We start from the raw sequence: 23,458 nt of genomic DNA on the forward strand, positions 1-23,458 counted from the left end.
AGAGAAAGGAATCCCTTTCTCTATATGTTTTCTGCCATTTCTTCTTTAAATCCGAAGAAGTACGTAAAGATAAATCCGAAAGCATATGCAATTACTAAACCTAAGAAATAGAGTAAATATTTATTGTCAGCAATTAACGGAATTAAAGATAGCCCTGATACGCCAATTCCAAGAGAAGCTGTCTGCATAACTGCTTGGAATGCACCACCGACAGCCGCTCCTAAACAAGCAGTAATAAACGGTTTCCCAAGTGGTAATGTCACCCCGTATAATAACGGCTCACCAATTCCTAAAAAGCCAACTGGCAATCCACCTTTAATTACGTTACGAAGTCGTTTGTTTTTTGTTTTCACATAAATCGCAATTGCTGCGCCCACTTGGCCAGCACCAGCCATTGCGAGCACTGGTAATAAAGGTGTTACGTGTGTTTGATTAATAAATTCCATATGAATTGGTGTTAAACCGTGATGCAATCCGACCATAACGAGAGGTAAAAATGTTCCCGCAAGTACTGCGCCAGCAAATGCTCCGCCAATATTTAAAATAGCATTAATTCCGCTCGTAATACCATCTGATAAGAAACCTGCTAATGGCTGAATGGCTAACATCGTTACGATACTTACAACTAGTACAGTAATGAGTGGTGTCACGATAATATCAACTGCATTTGGCACTGCTTTTCGAACTTGTCTTTCCACTACAACCATAAGCCATGCTGCAAAAATAACCGCAAACAATCCGCCCCGTCCGGGCACTAATGCTTCACCAAACAATTTTACGTTTGCCATCGCCGGGTTGAAAATTAAAATACCAGCAATTGCCCCAAGAACCGGTGTCCCGCCAAATTCTTTCGCTGTATTCCAGCCGACTAAAATTCCTAAGAATGTAAAGATACCGCCGCCAATGAGTAGTAACATTTGTAACCACGTTGCATTTGGATCAGCACCAGCATTTTTCGCAAAGTTAGCAACCCCGTTTATAATTCCTGACGCAACAAGCCCCGGAATTAATGGGATGAAAATACTTCCTATTTTTCGTAAAAAGTTTTTCACCGGTGTATTATTTTTCTTCTTAATCTCTGATTTCATCTCTTGCCCAATATCTTCAAGGTGATGATCTGCTACCTCACCAATTCTTAGTCCTGTCAAACCTTCCATTTCAGCTGCTACTTTATTTACTGTTCCTGGACCAACGACAACTTGAAGAGTCTCATCTTCTATAACGCCCATAACGCCTTCAACTTTTTTCAAAAGGTCCATATTTACTTTACTTTCATCATGAAGCGTTAAACGTAGTCTCGTCATACAATGAGCAATACTACGAATATTTTTTATTCCCCCAAGTTGCTCCGAAATTTCCTTGGCCATTCTCTCTTCTTTCTTCATAATAGAATCCCCCTCCCTATTACTTTATAGTGCTTTCTTCACAAACCCTTTTGCGTATTTTAGTTTCTCCAGTGCTTCCCCATACTCACACTGCAACAACACCATAACAATGGCAGCTTTTACGTTACGTTCTGCCTTTTCATAATACTCTGCCGCTACTTCATAACTAGCGCCTGTTGCTTCCACAATAATTCGTTTTGACCGTTCTACTAACTTTTCATTTGTGGATTGAACATCTACCATTAAGTTTTTATATACTTTTCCTACACCAATCATCGAAGCTGTTGAAATCATATTCAGCACTAATTTTTGTGCTGTACCAGCTTTTAAACGCGTTGATCCTGTTAATATTTCTGCACCTGTCTCTACTTCCACATTTAACTTTGCATATTTACTTATTTCAGCATTTTTATTACAAGAAATACTCGCTGTACTCGCTCCTACGCTCTGTGCGTATTTCAAGCCGCCAATTACGTAAGGAGTTCTGCCACTTGCAGCAATTCCAATCACTGTATCTTTCTCATTTAATCCAATACTTTTTAAATCTTCTTCTGCTAACTCTTCGCGATCTTCGGCACCTTCCACCGCTTTAGTAAACGCTTTCAATCCACCTGCTATAAATCCTTGCACCATTTTATCATCCGTACCAAATGTCGGCGGACATTCCACTGCATCTAGAATACCTAAACGACCACTCGTACCAGCACCAATGTAAATTAAGCGTCCCTCTTCTTCAAAAGATTTAATAACAGTCTGTACAACCTTTTCAATTTGTTCTATCTCTTTTTCAACTGCTAACGCAACAGTTCGATCTTCTCCATTCATACTTTGCAACACTTCTTTTATACTCATTTCATCCAGATTCATTGTTTTCTCATTACGATGTTCTGTCGATAAATTTTCTAACATATTGCCACCCTCTTTGAAATTATATTTCACACTTTTATTATAACTTTAAGAAACTAAAAATCAATAACTCTTTCTTATTTTATGAAATAAAATTTCACAGAATGACATATTTGTGTCAAAGATAATAAAAAAGATGAGTCTCCTCATCTTTTCTTCTACTTTAACTTCCGTAACCGCAACGCTTCTTCTCGCGTCTCCATAAATTGATCCAATACTTTATTACCAATTCGATTGAAAGTAATCACATATAAAGCATCGATCATATTCAATTGTGTCATTCTCGAAGCAATACTCGCAATACGATGATCTTGTTCTACATCTGGCATACAAAGGCGAATATCCGCTTCTTTATATAGGGGTGATGATTGATCTAATTTCGTAATTCCAATAACAGTTGCACCTTGTCTCTTTGCATACTGCGCCATTTCAAGCACATCTTTCGTTCGACCAGATGTTGAAATCGCAACAAATATATCGCCTTCTTTTAAATTCGTCACAAGTGGCAACATCATATGAAAATCAGATAGCATCATCGCTGTAAATCCAAGCCGCGTAAATTTATAAGCCCCGTCCATTGCTGGCGTAGCTGATCCGCCTACTCCGTAAAATATAATTTTATTCGCATTTACAATAAGATCTGCAGCTTTCTCAAGTTCCCTCTTATCTATTGCAGTAACACTCGCCTCAATTGCAGCTTTATTCACATAAGTAACTTTATTAAATAAATCATACGGTCCATCTTCTGTATTCATCACTGAAAAATCGTTAATATTATAATCAGCAATCGTTAATTCACGAACGAGTGCTATCTTAAATGCTTTAAAACTTCCGATTCCAATCGATTTACAAAAGCGAACGACACTCGCTTCACTTGCGCCTGCATTCGTTGACACTTCTTTCGTCGTTAAATTCGGTACAATTTCTGCATTCTCCATTATGTACATGGCAACCTTCTTCTCAGCTGGTGAAAATTGATCCATATTACTTTCAATTTTAAATAGTAATGTTGAAGCTTTCACTATTTAACCTCCACTTCTTACGGTTGCGTTCACTTATTTTCTCTTGCTTCAAGAAGGTAATAACCATCATCGCCAGGAGGATGAAACACATTTACAATGCGATTCCCTTTTTGATAAACAGTTCTTTCCCCTTCTGTCCACTTCTTTTCCCAACCGTTCATCCAAATAGCAACATCAGGTAAAAAAGCAGTATATTTCAGCTTCTGACCGTACTCACCATCTGCTTCTTCCGAAAAAATAGAAACCGGAAAATCTTTCACTTTTGATTCTTTCCATGCAGTAAATGGTATACATACTGCAATAAGTACGATTACACCGATAACCTTCTCCTTCGTAATCTTCACACTTCCCTCTCCTTGTCATATCACATACATAGATTTTACCATAATTACAAACCCTTCATACTATATGATCATTGCTTTTGGGAATAAAAAAAGAGCTTACCTACATCAGATAAGCCCTTCCTCTCTATACAAAATATTTCTTCAAAAGTGGCGGTGTAATAATCGTCGTCAATATAACAACAATAACAATCGCTGTGAAATTTTCTTTCGCTAATAAATTCGCCGTAAGTCCATTTGCTGCGATGATAAGCGCTACTTCACCACGTGATACCATCCCCGCGCCAATACTAATAGAAGATTGGAGGTTAAACCCTGTCAGCCTTGCTCCTAAACCTGATCCGATTAACTTTGTGAAAATCGCAATGAGAGTCATAATAATAATGAACCAAAGCTGGCTTCCAATGCCTTGAAATGTAATTTCCATTCCGATACTTACGAAGAATACTGGAACAAATATTGCATAAGCGATCGGTTCAATTTTATGTTCCACTTCATGCTTATACTCTGTTTGAGAAATAGCAATTCCCGCGGCAAATGCTCCAATAATACCTGCAATTCCCATCATTTCACTGTAATAAGAAAAAGAAAAGCAAATAATAAGAGCCGCGCTAATTAACGCTTCTGTTACACGAAGCGGTACAAGCATTTTCATAATCCAAGGAACGACTTTCCAAGTAATAAAAACAATACTTACAAAGAAAATAATTTTCTTTGCAATGACAAGTGTTATATTCACATCTTGTGTTCCTAAAAAACTCATTACAAATGCCAATAAAATAACGACAATGACATCATCAAATACGGCAGCACCTAAAATTGTTGTACTTTCTCTCGTATTCATTTTTCCTAGATCACGTAGCGTCTGGACCGTAATACTAACCGATGTTGCGCAAAGTAATAACCCTAAAAAAATGGCATGGGACTGTATTAATCCAAACAGCAATCCTGTTACATAACCACCGATGAAAGGAAAAATAATTCCACCAGCCGCTACTGCAAATGAAGATTTCAAATTCCGGTTTAACTCTTCTAAATCTGTTTCAAGTCCTGCCATAAACATAAGTAACAAAACACCAATCTCACTCAGTTCATCAATTAGTTCAGAACTATTAATAATACCGAGTACAGCCGGACCGATAATAATACCAACAATTAACTTACCAAGTACAGAAGGCTGACCCAGTCTCACACTAATGTCACCAGCTAATTTCGTACAAAGTAAAATGACGACAAGTTCAAAATAAAATAACATAGCATCTGCTCCTACTTTAACTTTAATCAGTGGGTCGTTAACCCCCGTCCATTTCTGCAAGTAGTTTCCCCTATTGATCCGCATTTTATTTGTCATATTTTTATTTGACAAAATATTCTGAATTATATTAAGATTAATCCAGCAATTTTAAAAAACTACATACCATAACTGCACCTCCACTTACTTACTCTTTTTTAATGGGCTCATACTATAGTCGCAGTTATGGAAATGAAAAAACGGGGGGAGAGTCCAAAGTGAAGTCATTATTACGAAAAAAAGCGCTTAGTACTGAATCACCAAAGCAGCTAGATAGAACATTAACTGCACTCGATTTAACGTTTTTAGGGATCGGCGCCGTAATTGGGACAGGGATCTTTGTATTAACAGGTATTGTTGCAGCAAAACATTCTGGTCCTGGTATTATGCTATCATTTCTTATTGCTGCATTTACTTGTGCTTGTGTAGCCTTTTGTTATGCTGAATTTGCTTCTTCTATTCCTGTCTCAGGAAGTGTGTATACTTACGCATACATGACAGTCGGAGAAGTCGTCGCCTTCATCGTCGGATGGTGTTTAATGCTCGAATATTTACTTGCCGTTGCAGCAGTAGCTGTCGGTTGGTCTGGTTATTTGCAATCATTACTACAAGGGTTCAATATACACCTGCCCGCCATAATCACCTCGGCCCCCGGCGTAGGAAAAGGTGGTCTCATCGATTTACCAGCTGTCTGCATTTTACTTCTTATTACTGGCCTTTTAAGTTTTGGTATACGTGAAAGTGCACGCATTAATAATATTATGGTTCTTATTAAACTAGCTGTTATCATTGCCTTTATCGTAGCAGGTGCAAAATATGTAAAACCTGAAAATTGGACACCGTTCATCCCATTCGGATACGACGGTATTATTACTGGGGCTGCCACTGTGTTCTTCGCCTTCTTAGGATTTGATGCAATCGCAACCGCTGCAGAAGAAACGAAAAAACCGCAGCGTGACTTACCAATTGGTATTATCGGTTCTCTTCTTATTTGTACTGTTTTATATATGATTGTATCTTTCGTTTTAACAGGTATGGTTCCTTATACGCAATTAGACGTTTCTGATCCAGTTGCATTTGCATTGCATTTCGTTGGTGAGGACACAATTGCAGGACTACTCGCTGTTGGAGCGATGACTGGAATGACAACCGTTCTCTTAGTCGTTATGTATGGACAAGTTCGCGTTTCGTATGCAATGAGCCGTGACGGTCTACTTCCAAAAGCGCTAGCACGTGTAAATAAAAGAGTAAAAATCCCTTTATTAAATACGTGGATTACTGGCGTTGTTGCTGCTTTATTAGCAGGACTTTTAGATTTACATTTGCTAGCGAATTTAGTAAACATCGGTACGTTAACAGCCTTTACATTCGTTTGCTGCGCTGTACTTATTTTACGAAAAACACATCCTGATTTAAAACGTGGATTCCGTACACCTTTCGTACCTGTATTACCAGTTGTCGCGATTCTTTGCTGCTTATATTTAATGATCAATTTGTCTAAAACAACATGGATTAGCTTTGCCGTTTGGCTTATAGTCGGCTTATGCTTCTATTTCTTCTACTCTAGAAAGCATAGTCACTTAGCTACCGAAAAAACGAATGATGAAAAGAAAAAAGCATAACAAAATAGCTCGCCGATAAAACGGCGAGCTATCTTTCTGTACTATTATATTTTTTCGTTAACGACTGTAAAATGAAAAATATGCCAATGCAAGCTGTAAACCATGCCCAATTTCCTATTGGCGTTGCGTATTTAACAATTCCAATACCTACAAGTAATAGGAAAATAATCACCTGATATATGAGCTTCCACTTTTGCATATATTCCCTCCTTTACTTCGTTCCCTTCTTTTTATTCTTCCAGGCATTCAAACTATCAAAGAAAAAGTTAATAAATAACGTTCCTAGTCCTGCTAATAAGAAAGTCATTAAAAATAAAACCCAAATACTTTTCTCTTTTAAGAAATAATATCCTACAAGGAGCACAACCGCAATCCATACATATTCAAGAATTCTTTTTAGCTTTTTCTGTTCCAAATTATTCGCTCCTTCATTCTATACTACTTTTAGTATAACAAAAAAGAAGCCTATCATGATAAGCTTCTTTTCTTCTCTCTTATTTGTTTATGCTTTTTTCAACAAGTGAAATCGTATACTCTAAAGTACGATTCATCGTTTCTACCTGTGCATCTTTTACTTTTACATCTTTCACTACAGCTTCGGCCACTGTAATTTTTTGACTCAATGCTTTCACTGAACCGTCCGTTACATTTGCATCTTGCGCTTTTTTCACTACTACTTTTGCAGATTCAATATTGATTTGTAATTTTTCTTTCGGTGTTTTCGGTTGTTCTACTACTTTAGATTGTACAAATGTTGCATTAGCTGTTTTTAATTCGTTATATGTTTGAACGATTTGCTCTCCCGTACTCCCTACATTTTCAAACACTTGTTTTGCATTATTATAGCTTTTCTCTAGTTCTTGAAATGCTTCCTTTGAATATTGACCTGGTTTATCACCAAATTCATACGTACCAGCTAGCACTTCCTTTACTTTTCCAAGCTCTTCAAATAACGCAGTTACTTGCTCTAACTTCGTACGGTTAGAGAACTCATTGTACGCTGCTAATACTTCTGAAGAACTTAACGCTTTACTATATAATTTCGCAAGCGCAATTTGTCCATTTAACGGAATACCACCATTTCCGTTACTATCAGGATCCGCTCCAAATGCAAATGGTACGTTTGGATGATACACTTTCCCAGTAGCTGGCTGGCTATTTACTTTTTTACCATCTACGTAAATTGCCACTTCACTTCCGTTATACGTTCCTGTTAAGTGATACGTTTTGTTCGCTTCTAATTGAACTCCAACACGTTTATAGCTGCCGCCAATTTGAGCCCATAATTCAACATATCCACTTCCTGTAGACTCAAATCCAATTCCGCCGCTCTCTGTATTTTGCAAAATACCTTGACCACGGATTTGATTCATTGAAAATACCGTTTCTAGCGTAAATGTATTTGCTACTTTCTCTTTTTGTGCTGCTGAAAATGGAAGGTATCCAAATGTATTAGATTGTCCGTTTAACTTCATAACATTCTTTTTCAATGCTTTATCATATTCAATAGTCACATTGCCCTTCACATCACCTTTTGTACCAAATGGTGAATTGTCTTTAAATGTACCATCTGCAAAGTTTACATCGAAAACATCAGCTTTTGGTACTTTCACATTCGGGTCAATATTATCTTTTTTCGTAGTAATTTCCACAGTTAACGGCTGCGCGGTTTCATTGCCAAATGAATCAATCGCAACGACTTCAAGTGTATATGTTTTCCCGCCATCTAACCCTGCAAGCGTAAACGTAAGATCTTTTGGCACTGGATCACGATAAAACTCTGAGAATGCTAACAATTTATTTTTTATTTCACCCGTTTGCTTATCTCTAGCCTGTACACGGTAAGAGTGAACAAGAAGGTTGTCCAATGCTTGCGGGAATGTTACTGTTGCCGCATTTTCTGTTACATTTGATACAGCAAGCTTTGCATCCTTAGCAAAGTAAGGCTTTTCTTTATCACGATCTTCTACATGTGTAAATGTTTCTTTCTTTGCTGGTAATTTAATTTTCCAAGGCTCGCCTGTCCAAGAATTCGTATGGAAATCACGACGATTAATCGTTACTTCTTTATCATCTACTTCTACTAATAAACCTTGGCTTAACGTACTAGCTCCTGGCGGGATATTCCCTTGTACTTTACCACCTTCAACTTCCATATAACTTACTGAAGATGTACCAACTGATGTAAAGTCTTTTTGATGAATCGATCTTGGATCGTCTAACGGATAATGCGAATGACCTGAAAACGTAATAACTTGTGGATATTCCTTTAATACTGCATTAATTTTTGCGCTATCTTGTGTTCCCCATTCATGACTACCGTACACTGTATCTTTAATATGTTGATGTAAAAATACAAAAATCGGTTTTTCTGGATCATCTTTTTGCGCTTTTGCCATTTCTTCTTTTAACCAATTAATTTGCTTGTCCGAATAATAGCCATGAGTTGTTCCATTCTCTGGAGACATAACAAGGAAGTGATAACCTTTTACCACTTTATGATAATAAATTGATTCCATACCTGTTTTTTCTAAGAAACGCTTCTGCGCACCTTCTACAGATAAACCGTTCCAATAATCATGGTTACCAAGAGAATTCATTCGCACAGCATCTTTATTTGCATTTTCATTGTACACTTGCATGAAACGATCATATTGCTGCACCGATCCTGTATCCGTGAAATCACCTACAATAACAAATGCATCTTGCTTCGGTGCTAATGTATTAAACTGTTCGATCGCTCTTTTCCAGCGAAACGTATCATCTGTTCCACTATTTTTAATATGCACATCACTTACAACTGGAAAAACTATCTTCTTCTCACTTGATGCCTTTTCTTGCTTTTTCTCTTCCGCCTTGACTGATGTACTCCACGGAAATGATACGAACGCTAATACAAAAACCATTAATAATCCAATAAGGCCTTTTACTTTTCTTAAAGCATTTCTGTCCACGTGAATCCTCCTCATAATAATTGATTCATTACAAGGGCTATTTTATCTAATACATGTTAATGTCGTTTAAATAACAAATGAACTTTATTAGATTTTTGTAAATATACAGTTAATTAGAAATTAAGTCCAACATTCCTCGTACTATTGTATACAACCACCTTTTGTCTAAAAGAGTCTGATCATTCTTTTCCTATGACTATTCACATATAATCTTTTCTATAACGCTAATGATAAGTTAAGGTTTAAGCCTATTAGACAATCTTAATTTTTAATATTTCCTTCTTTTTTTAACACATCGGCCATGCTTTTACATTTAATAGTAGTAAAAGACAACTTAAAAGGAGGGGTTGTATTGAAGAATAAAAAAAATATCGGTTGTTTCGCTCCTTTATCTATTATTTGTCCAGACCCTTGTCCACCGCCCCCTCCTCCAAATCCAAATTGCGAGCGAGTAACAAATGAATTTGCAGGGAATTTCCTCATAACTAATAACACCATCCCATCTGCCAAAGATGCATCACAATCAATGATACTATGGCAAAGTGATGGGATATTACTTATATCAGGTACTGTCTCGGTTTACAATAGTACTAGCAGCACCGAAACAATTACAATTCAAATCGTTGGAACAGTAACCAATATTTTCACTGTGTTTCCTGGTAATACAATATCGTACACAGGAAAAGACTTACACTCGGTCAGTATTATCAATATAACAAGTAATCCTTCACTATATTTAGAAGGCAAGTACTGTTGCGAATTTACATGTTGCTTATAGAATACCAATTTCATTATTTCCTTAATATAAAAAGCATACCGTTCATGGTATGCTTTTTATGAGATTGGATAACGTACTGTAATACAAAACTCTCCTTGATTAACAGTCGTTCCTGTCGTAGTAATTCGGACAGTAGTAAAATATCGGACAGTGAAAGTACCACTGCTTTGTGGTTGTACAGTAATTGTATCAACTACTGTTGCACCTACTAAAAAATCAACTGTAATCGGGTTGGCTCCTACATCATATTTCACGTAACCTGAACCATATACTTCTTGCGTGATATTATTTGTATATACAATTTGAGTACCAGCACCTGTAATAGACCAGTCTGTACATACTTGGTCTTGCACAAGTGTTTTATTAGAACAACAAGACAAACTGGAACTTCTCATTCCCATTTCGATCCTCTCCTATTCTGCTATGAAAGTGGATAACGTGTTGTAATACAAAATTCTCCCTGATACGTTCCAGCAGGTGTTGCAGGTAACACAACTTGTATACTATCAAAGCGACGATACGTAAAAGCAATACTCGTTCCTGGGTTTAATGTTTGTGTATCAATTGTACCCCCAGCAGAATCAAGTGCTTCTACAGTAATTGGGCCTGGTCCAACATCATATTTAACAAAACCAGTACCAACTACGTTTTGGTTAATATTATTTGTATAGAGAACATTATCAATTGCTGTTGCAACTACAGTAGCAGACCACGGACTACACACTTTATCTTGTACATAATTTTTATCTGGACAACAAGTTAATGCTGACCCTGAGCACTCACAAGACATAGTTGTTTCCCCTCTCTCTTTTATATTCCCTATATGTGTATGTCCCTCAGAGTCTTTTGCCTGTACTATTCATCTATTTTCAAAAAATATTCAAATGACTAAATAGATTCCGTTTTATTTCTTTTCTTCATATATTTATAGACAAAGATACTAGCAACGATAAGAATAACGCCTCCTAATATTGGTAGCATATATTGTCCAACAACGTCCGCTGCCTTTTCCCAATGCGGACCTAATTTCATTCCAAAATAAACATACAAAGTCGTTAACGGGAACATTGCTACAAATGTATATATACTAAATTTCCATATGTTCATTTTCGCCATACCACACGGAACAGAAATAAGCGTTCGAACCCCTGGCACAAAGCGTCCAACAAATGCTACAACCGGTCCATATTTCTCAAAGAAATCATCTGCTTTTTGAATTTGTTCTTCTTTAATGAAGAAGTATTTCCCGTATTTTATTAATAGAGGACGACCGCCGTAATAACCGAGTGCATATAAAGTTAAAGGTCCTGTCGTTCCGCCCAGGGTTCCAGCTAGTACAGCAAGCCAAAAATTCATATCTCCCTCGTACACCCAATAACCAACCATGGGCAAAACTACTTCTGCTGGAATAAATTCAAACGTTAATGCTAACACAACTCCAAAATAAGAAAACTGCTTTAAAAACTCGATTATATCTAAAATAATTTGCTCCATATTTTTAACTCCTATCCTACGTTTACGTTATGCTTTTCTTGTAATTGAATTGGCGCCATTTTTACAATTCGGTTCAAAATAAATAACACAATTCCAATATCATCTAAAATACCGATAAACGGCAGGAAGTCTGGAATTAAATCGAGCGGCATCGCAACATAACCAACTAAAAACGCAATAGATAAAATTTTCTTCTTTATTGAAACCTCTTTTGAAGTGAAAAAGTCAAATAGGAATGGAACAAATCGGCGAACATGAAATACAACTCTTAATCTACTAATAAGTTTTTTCATTTTTATATCTCCTCTCTTTGTATACAAAAAGGACCCTACCAAACATGGTAAGGGTCCTAAAAAAGACAATAAGGGGCCTTTACCATTGCTGGTAAAGGTCTCACTAACAACGAAACGTTGCCAATAAAGCCGAGGGTTTCTCCCTGTAATGACGACTTTACTGTAATAAGTTACTCCCCTTTATATACACAATTTTATACAATCACATTAAAATATTTTGGAGGGCTTGTCAATATATTTTATATCCCACATCCTCCTGCTTAACATTCCGTAAAAACAAAAAACGTATAGGAAATTTCTTACTATCTCATAATATACATAATCATTTTTGAATGAAAGGAGAGGCTTCATTTGCATACCGTATGGAAAGGTGCCCTTTCACTTGGACTATTAAATATAGGAATCAAACTATACAGTGCCGTAGAAGAAAACGATATAAAATTTTTAAGTCTTCATAAAGAATGCTTAACACCTATTAAATATAAAAAATTTGCTCCTGATTGTACGGATGAAGAAATTAATGATAAAGATATTGTAAAAGCCTATGAATACGCACCTCATAAGTACATTATTATGGATGAAAAAGAATTAGCTGAGTTGCAAAAAGCTCACGAACCAAGATCTATTCGTATTATATCTTTTGTCCAAAATAACGAAATTGATTCTGTTCTCTACGATCGTTCTTATTTTATAGGCCCTACCTCAGGACATGAAAAATCGTATTTATTATTAAAAGAAGCTCTTGAACGTACGAATAAACTTGGTCTTATCCATATTTCCATTAGAAAAAAACAACATTTAGCTATTATCCGTAACTTTGAAGATGGGCTTATATTACAAACTATTCACTACCCTAATGAAATTCGCGATATAACAAATACACCTAACTTACCAAGTAACGAAAATTATCCGATTCAAAAACAAGAACTCACAGCAGCAATCAATTTAATCCACCATCTTACAAATCCTTTTGAACAAGAGATGTATACAGATGAGTATAAAGAAGCCCTTACCGAATTAATCGAAAATAAAATTGAACAACAGGAAAAAACCGAAACAATCTCTCCAGCTCCGAACATCATCAATATTATGGAGACATTACAGGCAAGTATTGAACAAGCAAAAATAAAAAGAGACAATAAAACAGAAAAAGAGGCCAAATAAAATTGACCTCTTTTTTCTTTAAAGCGGATTACATTTTGGCATTTCAAGTCCAGACGATTGAGCTAGTTTTAATAAGTAATAACATTCTTCTCTTGCCATATGATCTGCCATTCTAGCAGATAATGCACTTAATATTTCATTCGATAACTCCATCTCTTCAACCTCATGGAGAAAATGCGAAAATAATTTTAACTCAAGTGAAACATCTTTTGTAAACTTCTTTAATGCAGGAAAATGATGAAGCTCTGTCCGTAAATACCCCGTCATTTCAACTGCCTTTAAGTAAAATTGTTCAAAGTGCTTCGTAAAATCTTCGCTTTTCTCTTTTAATCTTTTTTCAACAAGATCTAATCCACCAGAAATAGAGCCTGCATGACCAGCCGCATCCGTTAACCAAACGAGATGGTAATGTAATTCATGAAAAACAGGCGGAACTTCTCCTTTCTTTAAAAATTCTAACACCGTTATATATTCTTCTACTTCGTTTACCATATGATTGATGAAAGTTGGCGTAAAATGAATAGTGATTTTTCCCTCGAGTTGTTTCTGTATAATACTTAATTTAAACGTTCGTATTTCCTTTGCGGCTCGTTCTGCCTCTTTTGAAAATGCAATGAGATTCACATTATGAACTTTATTTAAAAGATTCGTAAATGTTTCAAGAAAATATGTGGCCTTCTTTATATCTTCTTTTTCCTTCGGAGCTAATGCATCAAGTAAAAATTGCGAATGATCAGTAAGCACCCTTAGCCAAAATTGATGCTCAAACAACGCACTTTCTTCATAATTCCTCTCCACTAAATCGCCTCCGTTTATTCATCCTTCTCTATCACTTGAAGTTTATATCCATCTGGGTCTTGTACTACAATACTCTTCTCACTTTTGTTTTCTGTATATGCAATTTTATAAAACACTAACCTCTTCTTTAAATTCTCTATGTTAGAAATTGAAAATGTTAAACCAGCGCATGAATTCGTAAAACTCTTCTCTCGTCCCCCTAACATACGATTCATTACAAAACTAATTCTCGTTGAATCAGTATCATACCAAACCCCTGTTACATCTAATTGGGGTCTTTCTAAACTAGGCTTGATTCCTAAAATCCCTTCATAAAAATACAGAGCTTCCTTTAAGTTCTTTACTTCTAACACGATTAAATTCTTTACATTCTCCACATTCATTCCCCCTGTACTTATTACTTTTTTATATGTGTCATAAATGCTCATTATGTCTGAATACAATACGTAGTAATGAACATGTAAGGAGGTTTATTCATGAATAAATATATGAGATCATTCGTACCCTATCATAGTCCTCTCGATCCTTGTCCTCCTATCGGAAAAAAATATTATTCTACTCCTCCTAATTTATTTTTAGGCTTTCAACCGCCAAACTTGCCTCAATTCACACCAAAAGAAGCACTACAAAAAGGGACTTTATGGCCTGTTTTTTATGACTATTATGAAAATCCTTATAAAAAAGGGCGGTGACTACTGACGTGAATCAATCGCTACCAGAAGAATACTATCAGCTTTTACTGGAGCTTCAAGAATTAGACTTTGTACTAGTTGAACTCACTCTTTATTTAGATACACATCCAGATGACACCGCCGCGATTAATCAATTTAATGACTTTTCCTATAAGCGGAGAGTATTAAAACAAAAGATGGAAGAAAAATACGGACCACTCCAACAGTTTGGAAACAGCTATTCTAATGCCCCTTGGGAATGGAGCAAAGGTCCTTGGCCATGGCAAATATAAAGGAGAGAAACTATGTGGATTTATGAAAAGAAATTACAATACCCAGTTAAAGTGGGAACTTGTAATCCAGCACTTGCAAAATTATTAATTGAGCAATACGGTGGTGCAGATGGAGAATTAGCTGCTGCACTACGTTACTTAAATCAGCGTTATACAATTCCCGATAAAGTCATTGGCCTCCTTACCGATATTGGTACAGAAGAATTTGCACATCTTGAAATGATTGCTACGATGGTTTATAAGCTGACAAAAGATGCGACTCCTGAACAGATGAAGGCAGCTGGTCTCGACCCTCATTACGTTGACCATGACAGCGCACTTCATTACCATAACGCAGCTGGTGTTCCATTTACTGCAACCTATATACAAGCTAAAGGTGATCCAATTGCCGACCTATATGAAGATATTGCTGCTGAAGAAAAAGCGCGTGCCACATATCAATGGCTTATTAACCAATCTGACGATCCCGATATAAATGACAGTTTACGCTTTTTACGCGAACGAGAAATTGTCCATTCACAACGTTTCCGAGAAGCGGTTGAAATTTTAAAAGAAGAACGCGATAGAAAAATATATTTTTAATACACGTATCCTAGCGATATGTGTTTTTTTATGTTAAAAGTTAAATCCTTCCTATTAAACATATAAATAGTATATTTATTCGATTTAATGCATTATTTTTTAATTTTTTCAAAATTCCCTATTGCTTTCTAGTCATCAGACCTTTAAAATAATAACAGTTACTCGACAAATTATTTGAATTTTCGACAAAAATACTCATTAGGAGGATTTTCTTTATATGCGTACAACTTTAAAACCAGCGCAAATACTTTCGATTAGTTTATTACTATTCGCAGTTTTCTTCGGTGCTGGTAATATGATTTTCCCGCCCCTTCTCGGTCTTTCTTCCGGAGAAAATATGTGGGTTTCTATTACAGGATTTATTATTACAGACGTCGGTTTATCTTTACTTGCTATCGTTGCTGTTGCCCTTGCTGGTGGTAGTTTTAACACTTTAGCGATCCGTGTTCATCCAAAATTCGCAGCAGTATTCGCTATCATTATTTATCTTTCAATCGGCCCACTATTTGTTATTCCACGAACTGGATCTGTATCTTATGAAATCGGGATTGCACCACTTTTCCCGGATCAATGGTATTCTATGTTAGTTTTTAGTGCGATTTTCTTTACAGTCGTTTACTTCTTATCATTAAATCCATCCAAGCTAGTAGATCATATCGGTAAAATATTAACGCCAATTTTACTTGTAATTATTGCAATTATGGCAACAAAAGCGATTCTTTCACCAGGAACATTTGCAGAGCCTATCGGTGACTATAAAAACATCCCGTTTTTCAAAGGATTTCTCGAAGGATTTTTAACGTTAGATGCAATTGGCGCTCTCGTACTATCAACAATTGTTGTAAATGCAATTCGGCAAAACGGTATACAAGAGAAGAAATCTATCGCGAAATATACAATCATTTGCGGAAGTATCGCTGCTCTATTCTTAACAATTGTTTACTTCTTACTCGGTTATATTGGAGCTTCAAACGGAAACTTAGGGCAATTCGAAAACGGTGGTCAACTATTAGCTACTGTTATGTATCAATTCTTTGGGACAAGCGGTAATATTTTATTAAGTATCGCCATTATCTTCGCTTGTTTAACGACGGCAATTGGTGTTGTAAGTGCATTTGCAAATTACTTCACAACAGTACTAACAAATGTTTCATACAAAAAGCTTGTGCTATACGTTTGTATCTTTAGTTTCGTTATTTCAAACTTAGGATTAAGCTTATTAATTAAAATCACACTACCTGTATTAATTATTTTGTACCCAATTACAATCATTTTAGTTTTCGTATCATTTATCGACAAATATACGAAACGTAAACCTTCTGTCTACATCGGAGCGATGATCGCAGCATTTATTATTAGCTGTATTCATGCACTTGATAATGTGGAAATGATACCAGGTTTTATCGCTAATATCGTACACACTATTCCTTTTTATAACTTAGGAATTGGCTGGATCATTCCAGCAATAATCGGTGGTATAATTGGATACTTTATTCCGCAAACAGAAGCTGCAGGTGAAGTTTCTACAAAATAAAGAACAGAAGCAAGCATGAAATCCATGCTTGCTTCTGTTTATTTTCACATCGTATGCTTAAAAGTAAATAACTCTTCTTTCGACTGCACAACAGATTGTTCCTCTTCTACAACATCCTTCTTTAGCTCTCCTCCTAATCTTACTTTCAACATCGCCTCTTCTATACTTTTCACAATCATATTTCCTGAAAAAATAGTAAGCCCGAAAAATGTAATTGGGACGAGAGGAATCCATGGATGCACTGTTAATGATCTAAAATAGACTCCAATTAAGCCTGACCATTCATGTGTATAAGATTCTATTTCTTCTATCGGCCCTAAAAAATTAACCGTTCCACCAAAGAATATTTCTAGTAATCCTAAGTGCAGTAAAATAGTAAGAGTCTGCGTAAACTGTTGAAGAAATACGAGTATAAAAGTCATATAGAGATGCGGAAAAAGATGTTTTATAACAATACGTCTCCTCGATCCGCCTAATATGCGCGCAGCATCAACAAATTCTTCCGTTTGTAATTTACGAACTTCCTTCGCGACATACAGTGCAATAACTGGCATCACAAGCATTACAAGTAATACAACTTGAAACGAAGCCCTTTCAAAAAAGCTTGTTGTTTCCTCCCCGCTTCCAAATAGATTTGCAAATTGAAGAAAAAAATACGCAATCATAACTGTTGGAATAACTGTGAAACTATCAAAAAAAGCCTCAATCTTTGAAAAACCTCTTCTTACATATGTTCCAAGTACAACACCAAAGAACACACCTATTACCATTCTAAGTGCCGCAATTAAAATAGATATACCAATCGTCCACTTCGCGCCTTCAATAACTAAATGTAAAAGGTCGTATCCTTTCCGATCTGTCCCGAGTAAAAATTGGAATGAAGGTGAAAACGGTGGCACTTGTGGATTTTCATCCGCATCATATTGCAATGTAACTTGCCTAATGTGTCCATCATTCCATAACGTATTTCCGATGCTCAAAAGAACTAATATGAGAAGAAACCCAATGCTTATCCAAAATCTTTTATCACGTTTTATATACGTCCACATATTATAATCTCTCCTTCATCGCAGCCGGAATGAGATAATGAAACAATTTAAATAAAATAAAAATCGGAATATAAATAAGCAGTACACTAACGATGAAAACCTCCACCCTAATACCTTCGTACGATTTTAAAAACATGAAAATACCACCCGTATTAAAAATCCATTCTATAATATATAAATTAGATAACATAAAAAAGATATTCGTTTTCGCAAAGAAAAGTGTACTAAGCAACACATTTCGTAAAATATGACGATTTAAAATATGAAAACGCCCCAAACCTTTCGCCTTAGCAAATAGTACATAATCTTTTTCTAATTCATTTTCAAAACGAAGCACTACCATTTTTACAAACATAATCGTAGTCGGGATGCTCAAACAAAGTATCGGCAATCCTCTAATCGACTCGCCTCCAATTGAAGCAATTTGAAAAGGTAAAAAACCTGTTTGTTTAAAAAACCATACAACTAAAATTTGTGATACTAAAATAAGAAGAATATCTGGAATGGATTCTAGGAAGATAAGAAATGATTTAATTCGATGTTGTATACGCGGTGAACTACTCATAATTACATAAACGATACAAAATGCTACAAATAATGAAATGAAAAAAGCAGCCAAAAAAATAATAATCGTTTCTTTATAATGGACGAACAACTGTGGAAATAAAAATTTACCTCTCACATATTGCAAATTGGAAATATCCATTAAGTTCACAAACACTTCTTTTAAACTCTGTATGTACTTTGATACATCCACCTTAAATCCATAAAATAATTTCGGCAAAGCCCCTAAAATAATAATCCCCAAAATCGAAATAAGAAATTGAATCGTCACTTCCATTCCATTCAAAAATACCTTTTTGACCATTTTCGCCCTTCTCTCTCTATAATTTACCCCTTAATTTTATTCTTAATTTTCTGAATTGTAAATATTTTAAGAACAAAAAATCACTAGGCTATGATCCTAGTGATTCCTTATGCGCATGCCTTTCTCTTTTCGCAAACGGCATATACAAAACCAAACATCCAATAAGCGCAGCTATTTCTAATGAAATAATATAGTAAGGATGCGGCCCTAACATATCAAGTAATGAAGCTGTTTCTGGCTTATGAGCTAAAAACATATAATTACCACCTGTTTTGTAATTTACAAACGAAACAATTGGAATCAATATGTTTAAAAATATCATTGTGCGTTTAATAGATTGTACTGTCGGACGATATCCTTCCACCCAAGTCATAAAGAGTGGTGCCCAAATGAGCAATATATGCGCGATAAAATATTCAATGAAACGAAAATGCGGAAAAGCATACTGCAAGTTTGGCGTTAAAATAGCTTGTGATGCACCAATAATTCCCGTGAAAAATACAATCTCATATATGCGGTAACTTTTCGTTACGATCATAATCGACGCTAATAATAAACTAATCGTACATAATTCAAACGGTAATGAAGTAGCTAGCTCAAAAATCCCCGCTTTCCACTCCCACATATGAAGCCCAATTTCACTACCTATAAATAAAAATGCAATTGCATATCGAACCGTTATATTCCACTCACTTTGACGTAATACATCTTGGTATTGATACAGAAAAAATATCCCCACCAACATAATAAATAATATAAGGGCATGTTGCCTTGAGTATGGAATAAATGGTTTTAATGGGTGTGCGCTAAAATAAGCTTCCATCTTCCTTCCTCCTTTCCTCCATACAATATTATTGTAAGAAAGAAACGACGAGTCAATTCATTTGCTTACACTAGGACAACCTCTACCTTACATTTACATATTCATACCTTACAAAACTGTAAGGTTATTGTAAGCTAAAACGATTTGTCAGATTCTTCACCTCTTCTATACTTAATGTAGATACTAAAACGAACGAAAAGGTGATAAATAGATGAAAAAGAAAAATAAAGTGTTAATTACTAGTGTAGTAGCAATCGGAATTGCAGCTGGATCATACTTTGCATTTGCTGGGGGCGGTTCAGATGTAGCAATGGCATATAGCGGATATAAAGTAACCGAAAAACAAATCCAAAACGCGCAAAAATTTGGTGGCGAAGTTATTCCAAATGGAATTGAAACTATTTCATTCGATCCAACAAAAGGAACATATGAATTAGCTGTAAAAAAAGGCGATGAAGTGAAAAAAGGTCAGCTTCTATTTAAATACAATGACCCGACTGCTAAACAAGGGGTAACAGAAGCAGAAATGCAAAAGAAAATCGCACAAAAAGAAGTAACGTTGTTCCAAAAACAAATTGATGCGGCGAAACAAAAATTACAAAAAGATAAAAATTCAGGCCTTCCTGCTGAAGCATTAAAAGCATCAGAAGCTGAAGTTGGGCAATTAGAATCACAACTTGAAATGAAAAAGTTTGAAGTTGAAAAAGCTGATGAAATGATTAAAACAGCAAAAGAGAAAGTAAACACTCTTTCTGTAACAAGTCCTGCTGATGGCGTAATTGATGATATCGTGAAAACTGCTGACGAAAAAACAGGTATGAGCGGAGTTACTCTTCGTCACGCTGGTCAATTTAAAGTAAAAGGTCAACTTTCTGAATATGAGCTTGCTAGTATGAAAGTTGGGCAAGAAGTAACTGTTTCATCAAAAACTGTCGCTGGTAAGACTTGGGCAGGAAAAGTAACAGAAATCGGTTCTACACCATTAAAGAGCATGGATGAAAATAAAACTGTTTCTAACTATCAATTCACTGTCACATTAGATAATAGTGACGAATTACAAAACGGATTCCACGTTTACGTAACAAGTAAATCTGGCGAAGCAACTGGTACAATTGTTCCGAAAAGCAGTATCGTGAAAAAAGGTGACAAAAATGTTGTCTTCGTTGTAAAAGACGGTAAAGCGAAAGAACAAGCAGTTACTGTTGAATTCGAGACTGATAGCGAAGCAAAAGTTTCTGGAGTGAAAAAAGGAGAGGAAATTATCTCTAAGCCTGAAAAAGACTTAAAAGATGGTATGGAGGTTGTCGCCCAGTGATTAACTTAAAAGGCATCACGAAATCCTTCCAAAATGGTGCAGAGTCCGTTCAAATATTACACGGAATTGATGTAACACTGAACCAAGGAGAATTCACTTCGATTATGGGACCTTCTGGTTCTGGTAAATCAACATTAATGAACATTATCGGTTGCTTAGATAAACCGACGACAGGTACGTACGAACTAGCTGGTCAAAACATTTCAAACATGTCTGAAACAGAACTTGCACACGTACGTAATAAAGAAATCGGATTCGTATTCCAAAACTTCATGTTATTACCTAGACTTACAGCACTTCAAAATGTAGAGCTACCTCTTATTTACGCTGGAGTCGATAAAAAAGAAAGACGTGAGCGCTCGTTAGCTGCTTTAACAAAAGTAGGCTTAGCTGATCGCGCTACTCACTTACCGAACGAATTGTCCGGTGGGCAAAAGCAGCGTGTCGCTGTTGCACGTGCAATCGTAAATAACCCAAAATTCATTTTAGCCGATGAACCGACGGGAGCACTTGATACGAAAACAAGCACACAAATTATGGACCTCTTTTACGAATTAAATAAACAAGGCTCAACAATTATTATGATTACCCATGATCGTGAAATCGGGGAAGCTGCAGCACGTCAAATTGTAATTCGTGACGGAAATATCGTCCAAGATTGGAGAGGTTAATTTTGAATACGAGTGAAAATATACGCATGGCCCTTTCCTCTATCTTTGCTCATAAGATGCGTTCTATCTTAACAATGTTAGGTATTATTATCGGTATTAGTGCCATTATTACTATCATCTCAATGGGTGATGGTACAAACGCAAAGTTTAAAAAAGAATTAGGCCAAGGAAAAGATAATGAAGTAACGATTTACTACAACAACCCTGATTACGGAACAGATAGTGCCAAAATCACACCTGATATGCTAAACCGTCTGCAAACTGTACCAGGCGTTAAAGATGTATATCCAGACGTAAGTATGAAAGTAAAAGCATCTGCTGGTTCAAAAGATGTAAATCTTGATTTAAAAGGTGGAACAGGCGCCTTTATGAAAGATTCGAAAATAAAATTAGTTCACGGTCGTGAATTAAATGACAGTGAACTAAACCAAGCAATCCCTGCTGTTATATTAAATGAAGAAGCTTTCAACAAATTATTTAGTGGTTGGGAATCAAACCAATACACAGATATAAAAGGAAAGCCTTATAAAATAGTCGGTGTATACGAAACGAAAAACGACTTCGGAATGCCTATGCCTGAAGGTTATACATCACTTGAAAACGCGCCTGTCATTTCAGGAGTAAATGAGTATGACTCTGTAAGATTAACAATGACCTCTCCGACAGAACGTAAAAGTGTAGAAAAACAAGCTGTTTCTGTCTTAAACGAAATGAAAGCTCCTAAATTTGAGCACAAATTCGAAGCACAAGATTTAGGTGAATTTACGAAACAACTAGACGAATCAATCGGTATGATGAAAATGGTATTCGGTGGTATTGCTGCTATCTCCTTACTTGTTGGTGGTATCGGTGTAATGAACATCATGCTCGTATCTGTAACAGAACGTACACGTGAGATTGGTATTCGTAAAGCACTTGGTGCAACACGTGGTAAAGTATTAACACAATTCTTAATCGAATCTTGTATTTTAACAGGACTTGGTGGTTTCATCGGATTCATGCTTGGTATTTTCTTCGCTTGGATCGTCTCAATCTTTGCTGGATGGCCACTCGTTGTCTCAAAAGAACTTGGACTTCTTGCCGTAGGTATTTCAATGCTAATCGGTATTGCATTCGGACTACTACCAGCCAACAAAGCTGCAAAACTTGATCCAATTGAATGTTTACGATATGAATAAACAAAAACGTAGGAGTTTACACTCCTGCGTTTTTTATTTACCTATTAAATCGAGTTTCTTCTATTATATATATTTCACGTTACAACTATCACTCTAATACTCTTCATTATTTATAGATACTAAGGCTATTATCTAATCCTATTATTGCAAAAATACTATGTAACAGACGAAAATCAAGGCGTAATTTTTTCCATGCTTCGACTGATTTTGTAACAATTATATCGATATTTCATTAAATTTCACCTCATTTATATCTTTTTACATCTAAAAAGGTTATCATTCCATAACTATCTTTTCATTCAGACAGTAAAATACGCTATTTTTGTAACACTATAGATATCCACAAGAAATATTACCGTAACATTATTAATGTTACGGTAATTGAAATGCTACTCATTTTGTGTTTTACATGCCCTAATACGCCAA

General features: G+C 35.9%; 28 protein-coding genes. 10 read left to right on the top strand and 18 right to left on the bottom strand.

The window, feature by feature from the left end:
- Window positions 1–20: 20 nt before the first annotated feature.
- The 5 genes from CQ064_RS24005 to CQ064_RS24025 all read right to left on the bottom strand — a co-directional run bounded on the left by CQ064_RS24005 (window position 21) and on the right by CQ064_RS24025 (window position 5,005).
- The gene (locus CQ064_RS24005) at window positions 21–1,385 is read right to left on the bottom strand and encodes a PTS transporter subunit EIIC (RefSeq protein ID WP_000711293.1); all 1,365 of its coding nucleotides are present in this window, start codon (window positions 1,383–1,385) and stop codon (window positions 21–23) included.
- A 24-nt stretch (window positions 1,386–1,409) separates the two neighbouring features.
- The gene (murQ, locus tag CQ064_RS24010; protein WP_000892367.1) at window positions 1,410–2,294 is read right to left on the bottom strand and encodes an N-acetylmuramic acid 6-phosphate etherase; all 885 of its coding nucleotides are present in this window, start codon (window positions 2,292–2,294) and stop codon (window positions 1,410–1,412) included.
- Window positions 2,295–2,449: 155 nt separating this feature from the next.
- Window positions 2,450–3,313 (bottom strand): MurR/RpiR family transcriptional regulator, encoded by an 864-nt coding sequence (locus tag CQ064_RS24015; RefSeq protein WP_000648170.1) that lies wholly within the window; start codon window positions 3,311–3,313, stop codon window positions 2,450–2,452.
- 29 nt (window positions 3,314–3,342) lie between these two features.
- On the bottom strand, window positions 3,343–3,657 hold the full coding sequence (locus CQ064_RS24020; protein ID WP_000704958.1) for a hypothetical protein: 315 nt from the start codon (window positions 3,655–3,657) through the stop codon (window positions 3,343–3,345).
- 124 nt (window positions 3,658–3,781) lie between these two features.
- Entirely contained in the window at window positions 3,782–5,005 is a 1,224-nt protein-coding gene (locus tag CQ064_RS24025) for a cation:proton antiporter (RefSeq protein ID WP_003273856.1), read from the bottom strand.
- A 101-nt stretch (window positions 5,006–5,106) separates the two neighbouring features.
- On the opposite strand from CQ064_RS24025, the gene bcaP reads away from it, so the two are divergent.
- Window positions 5,107–6,567 (top strand): branched-chain amino acid transporter BcaP, encoded by a 1,461-nt coding sequence (gene bcaP / locus CQ064_RS24030; RefSeq protein WP_003291526.1) that lies wholly within the window; start codon window positions 5,107–5,109, stop codon window positions 6,565–6,567.
- Window positions 6,568–6,595: 28 nt separating this feature from the next.
- On the opposite strand, the gene CQ064_RS33735 is transcribed toward bcaP, so the two are convergent.
- From CQ064_RS33735 to CQ064_RS34320, 4 genes are all read right to left on the bottom strand, one after another.
- On the bottom strand, window positions 6,596–6,766 hold the full coding sequence (locus CQ064_RS33735) for a hypothetical protein (protein WP_001174839.1): 171 nt from the start codon (window positions 6,764–6,766) through the stop codon (window positions 6,596–6,598).
- A gap of 12 nt (window positions 6,767–6,778) precedes the next feature.
- A complete protein-coding gene (locus CQ064_RS24040; protein ID WP_000435797.1) occupies window positions 6,779–6,982 on the bottom strand; it encodes a hypothetical protein in 204 nt (67 codons plus the stop codon).
- Window positions 6,983–7,061: 79 nt separating this feature from the next.
- Window positions 7,062–9,521 carry a LamG-like jellyroll fold domain-containing protein gene (locus CQ064_RS24045; RefSeq protein ID WP_000375665.1) on the bottom strand — a complete coding sequence of 820 codons (2,460 nt, stop codon included), beginning with the start codon at window positions 9,519–9,521 and terminating at the stop codon, window positions 7,062–7,064.
- Between the two features lie 261 nt (window positions 9,522–9,782).
- Window positions 9,783–10,031 carry a hypothetical protein gene (locus CQ064_RS34320; RefSeq protein WP_003269593.1) on the bottom strand — a complete coding sequence of 83 codons (249 nt, stop codon included), beginning with the start codon at window positions 10,029–10,031 and terminating at the stop codon, window positions 9,783–9,785.
- Between CQ064_RS34320 and CQ064_RS24050 the strand changes: the two genes are divergently transcribed.
- Complete coding sequence (locus tag CQ064_RS24050) at window positions 9,919–10,299, top strand: S-Ena type endospore appendage (protein WP_237654488.1); 381 nt, start codon at window positions 9,919–9,921, stop codon at window positions 10,297–10,299. The genes CQ064_RS34320 and CQ064_RS24050 overlap by 113 nt on opposite strands.
- 56 nt (window positions 10,300–10,355) lie before the next feature.
- Here the strand turns inward: CQ064_RS24050 and CQ064_RS24055 are convergent, their stop codons facing one another.
- The 4 genes from CQ064_RS24055 to CQ064_RS24070 form a co-directional block, all read right to left on the bottom strand.
- Complete coding sequence (locus CQ064_RS24055) at window positions 10,356–10,700, bottom strand: DUF3992 domain-containing protein (protein WP_000525819.1); 345 nt, start codon at window positions 10,698–10,700, stop codon at window positions 10,356–10,358.
- A 20-nt stretch (window positions 10,701–10,720) separates the two neighbouring features.
- Entirely contained in the window at window positions 10,721–11,089 is a 369-nt protein-coding gene (locus tag CQ064_RS24060; protein ID WP_001277540.1) for a DUF3992 domain-containing protein, read from the bottom strand.
- A 98-nt stretch (window positions 11,090–11,187) separates the two neighbouring features.
- On the bottom strand, window positions 11,188–11,793 hold the full coding sequence (locus tag CQ064_RS24065; RefSeq protein WP_000435017.1) for a DedA family protein: 606 nt from the start codon (window positions 11,791–11,793) through the stop codon (window positions 11,188–11,190).
- An 11-nt stretch (window positions 11,794–11,804) separates the two neighbouring features.
- Window positions 11,805–12,086, bottom strand: coding sequence for a YkvA family protein (locus CQ064_RS24070; protein ID WP_000733842.1), 282 nt, complete (start codon window positions 12,084–12,086; stop codon window positions 11,805–11,807).
- A 351-nt stretch (window positions 12,087–12,437) separates the two neighbouring features.
- Between CQ064_RS24070 and ku the strand changes: the two genes are divergently transcribed.
- Entirely contained in the window at window positions 12,438–13,250 is an 813-nt protein-coding gene (gene ku / locus CQ064_RS24075; RefSeq protein ID WP_000557756.1) for a non-homologous end joining protein Ku, read from the top strand.
- 18 nt (window positions 13,251–13,268) lie between these two features.
- Here the strand turns inward: ku and CQ064_RS24080 are convergent, their stop codons facing one another.
- Complete coding sequence (locus CQ064_RS24080) at window positions 13,269–14,048, bottom strand: DUF2935 domain-containing protein (protein ID WP_000440990.1); 780 nt, start codon at window positions 14,046–14,048, stop codon at window positions 13,269–13,271.
- Window positions 14,049–14,062: 14 nt separating this feature from the next.
- Entirely contained in the window at window positions 14,063–14,476 is a 414-nt protein-coding gene (locus tag CQ064_RS24085) for a VOC family protein (RefSeq protein ID WP_003269585.1), read from the bottom strand.
- Window positions 14,477–14,524: 48 nt separating this feature from the next.
- Here CQ064_RS24085 and CQ064_RS24090 point away from each other — a divergent pair, with 48 nt between their 5' ends.
- The 4 genes from CQ064_RS24090 (at window position 14,525) to brnQ2 (ending at window position 17,128) form a co-directional block, all read left to right on the top strand.
- On the top strand, window positions 14,525–14,740 hold the full coding sequence (locus CQ064_RS24090; RefSeq protein WP_001046257.1) for a spore coat associated protein CotJA: 216 nt from the start codon (window positions 14,525–14,527) through the stop codon (window positions 14,738–14,740).
- Between the two features lie 8 nt (window positions 14,741–14,748).
- Window positions 14,749–15,012 (top strand): spore coat protein CotJB, encoded by a 264-nt coding sequence (locus CQ064_RS24095; protein WP_001076510.1) that lies wholly within the window; start codon window positions 14,749–14,751, stop codon window positions 15,010–15,012.
- A 12-nt stretch (window positions 15,013–15,024) separates the two neighbouring features.
- Window positions 15,025–15,594, top strand: coding sequence for a spore coat protein CotJC (gene cotJC, locus CQ064_RS24100; protein ID WP_000265278.1), 570 nt, complete (start codon window positions 15,025–15,027; stop codon window positions 15,592–15,594).
- A gap of 217 nt (window positions 15,595–15,811) precedes the next feature.
- Window positions 15,812–17,128, top strand: a complete 1,317-nt coding sequence (gene brnQ2, locus CQ064_RS24105) for a branched-chain amino acid transport system II carrier protein BrnQ2 (RefSeq protein ID WP_001260915.1) — start codon at window positions 15,812–15,814, stop codon at window positions 17,126–17,128.
- 44 nt (window positions 17,129–17,172) lie between these two features.
- On the opposite strand, the gene CQ064_RS24110 is transcribed toward brnQ2, so the two are convergent.
- The 3 genes from CQ064_RS24110 to CQ064_RS24120 all read right to left on the bottom strand — a co-directional run bounded on the left by CQ064_RS24110 (window position 17,173) and on the right by CQ064_RS24120 (window position 19,868).
- Window positions 17,173–18,177 carry an ABC transporter permease gene (locus CQ064_RS24110; protein WP_000269935.1) on the bottom strand — a complete coding sequence of 335 codons (1,005 nt, stop codon included), beginning with the start codon at window positions 18,175–18,177 and terminating at the stop codon, window positions 17,173–17,175.
- A 1-nt stretch (window position 18,178) separates the two neighbouring features.
- A complete protein-coding gene (locus tag CQ064_RS24115; protein WP_000239687.1) occupies window positions 18,179–19,045 on the bottom strand; it encodes an ABC transporter permease subunit in 867 nt (288 codons plus the stop codon).
- A gap of 88 nt (window positions 19,046–19,133) precedes the next feature.
- On the bottom strand, window positions 19,134–19,868 hold the full coding sequence (locus CQ064_RS24120) for a YwaF family protein (RefSeq protein ID WP_000388700.1): 735 nt from the start codon (window positions 19,866–19,868) through the stop codon (window positions 19,134–19,136).
- Between the two features lie 211 nt (window positions 19,869–20,079).
- Between CQ064_RS24120 and CQ064_RS24125 the strand changes: the two genes are divergently transcribed.
- From CQ064_RS24125 to CQ064_RS24135, 3 genes are read left to right on the top strand one after another with little or no spacing between them, the layout of a single operon-like run.
- Window positions 20,080–21,183 carry an efflux RND transporter periplasmic adaptor subunit gene (locus CQ064_RS24125; RefSeq protein WP_000728804.1) on the top strand — a complete coding sequence of 368 codons (1,104 nt, stop codon included), beginning with the start codon at window positions 20,080–20,082 and terminating at the stop codon, window positions 21,181–21,183.
- Entirely contained in the window at window positions 21,180–21,854 is a 675-nt protein-coding gene (locus CQ064_RS24130; RefSeq protein ID WP_000609100.1) for an ABC transporter ATP-binding protein, read from the top strand. Before CQ064_RS24125 ends, CQ064_RS24130 begins: the two co-directional genes overlap by 4 nt.
- Before the next feature lie 26 nt (window positions 21,855–21,880).
- Window positions 21,881–23,032: an ABC transporter permease gene (locus tag CQ064_RS24135; RefSeq protein WP_015406456.1), complete on the top strand. Its 1,152-nt coding sequence runs from the start codon at window positions 21,881–21,883 to the stop codon at window positions 23,030–23,032.
- Window positions 23,033–23,458 lie beyond the last annotated feature (426 nt).

It is taken from the genome of Bacillus sp. MYb78 (assembly GCF_002975115.1).
Classification (GTDB): Bacteria; Bacillota; Bacilli; order Bacillales; family Bacillaceae_G; genus Bacillus_A; species Bacillus_A cereus.

Coding starts and splice junctions, on each gene's coding strand:
- CQ064_RS24005 (WP_000711293.1), bottom strand. CDS start 1,385: ATGAAGAAAGAAGAGAGAATGGCCAAGGAAATTTCGGAGCAACTTGGG.
- murQ (WP_000892367.1), bottom strand. CDS start 2,294: ATGTTAGAAAATTTATCGACAGAACATCGTAATGAGAAAACAATGAAT.
- CQ064_RS24025 (WP_003273856.1), bottom strand. CDS start 5,005: ATGACAAATAAAATGCGGATCAATAGGGGAAACTACTTGCAGAAATGG.
- bcaP (WP_003291526.1), top strand. CDS start 5,107: ATGGGCTCATACTATAGTCGCAGTTATGGAAATGAAAAAACGGGGGGA.
- CQ064_RS33735 (WP_001174839.1), bottom strand. CDS start 6,766: ATGCAAAAGTGGAAGCTCATATATCAGGTGATTATTTTCCTATTACTT.
- CQ064_RS24055 (WP_000525819.1), bottom strand. CDS start 10,700: ATGGGAATGAGAAGTTCCAGTTTGTCTTGTTGTTCTAATAAAACACTT.
- CQ064_RS24060 (WP_001277540.1), bottom strand. CDS start 11,089: ATGTCTTGTGAGTGCTCAGGGTCAGCATTAACTTGTTGTCCAGATAAA.
- CQ064_RS24065 (WP_000435017.1), bottom strand. CDS start 11,793: ATGGAGCAAATTATTTTAGATATAATCGAGTTTTTAAAGCAGTTTTCT.
- CQ064_RS24070 (WP_000733842.1), bottom strand. CDS start 12,086: ATGAAAAAACTTATTAGTAGATTAAGAGTTGTATTTCATGTTCGCCGA.
- CQ064_RS24085 (WP_003269585.1), bottom strand. CDS start 14,476: ATGAGCATTTATGACACATATAAAAAAGTAATAAGTACAGGGGGAATG.
- CQ064_RS24090 (WP_001046257.1), top strand. CDS start 14,525: ATGAATAAATATATGAGATCATTCGTACCCTATCATAGTCCTCTCGAT.
- cotJC (WP_000265278.1), top strand. CDS start 15,025: ATGTGGATTTATGAAAAGAAATTACAATACCCAGTTAAAGTGGGAACT.
- brnQ2 (WP_001260915.1), top strand. CDS start 15,812: ATGCGTACAACTTTAAAACCAGCGCAAATACTTTCGATTAGTTTATTA.
- CQ064_RS24110 (WP_000269935.1), bottom strand. CDS start 18,177: ATGTGGACGTATATAAAACGTGATAAAAGATTTTGGATAAGCATTGGG.
- CQ064_RS24115 (WP_000239687.1), bottom strand. CDS start 19,045: ATGGTCAAAAAGGTATTTTTGAATGGAATGGAAGTGACGATTCAATTT.
- CQ064_RS24120 (WP_000388700.1), bottom strand. CDS start 19,868: ATGGAAGCTTATTTTAGCGCACACCCATTAAAACCATTTATTCCATAC.
- CQ064_RS24125 (WP_000728804.1), top strand. CDS start 20,080: ATGAAAAAGAAAAATAAAGTGTTAATTACTAGTGTAGTAGCAATCGGA.
- CQ064_RS24135 (WP_015406456.1), top strand. CDS start 21,881: ATGGCCCTTTCCTCTATCTTTGCTCATAAGATGCGTTCTATCTTAACA.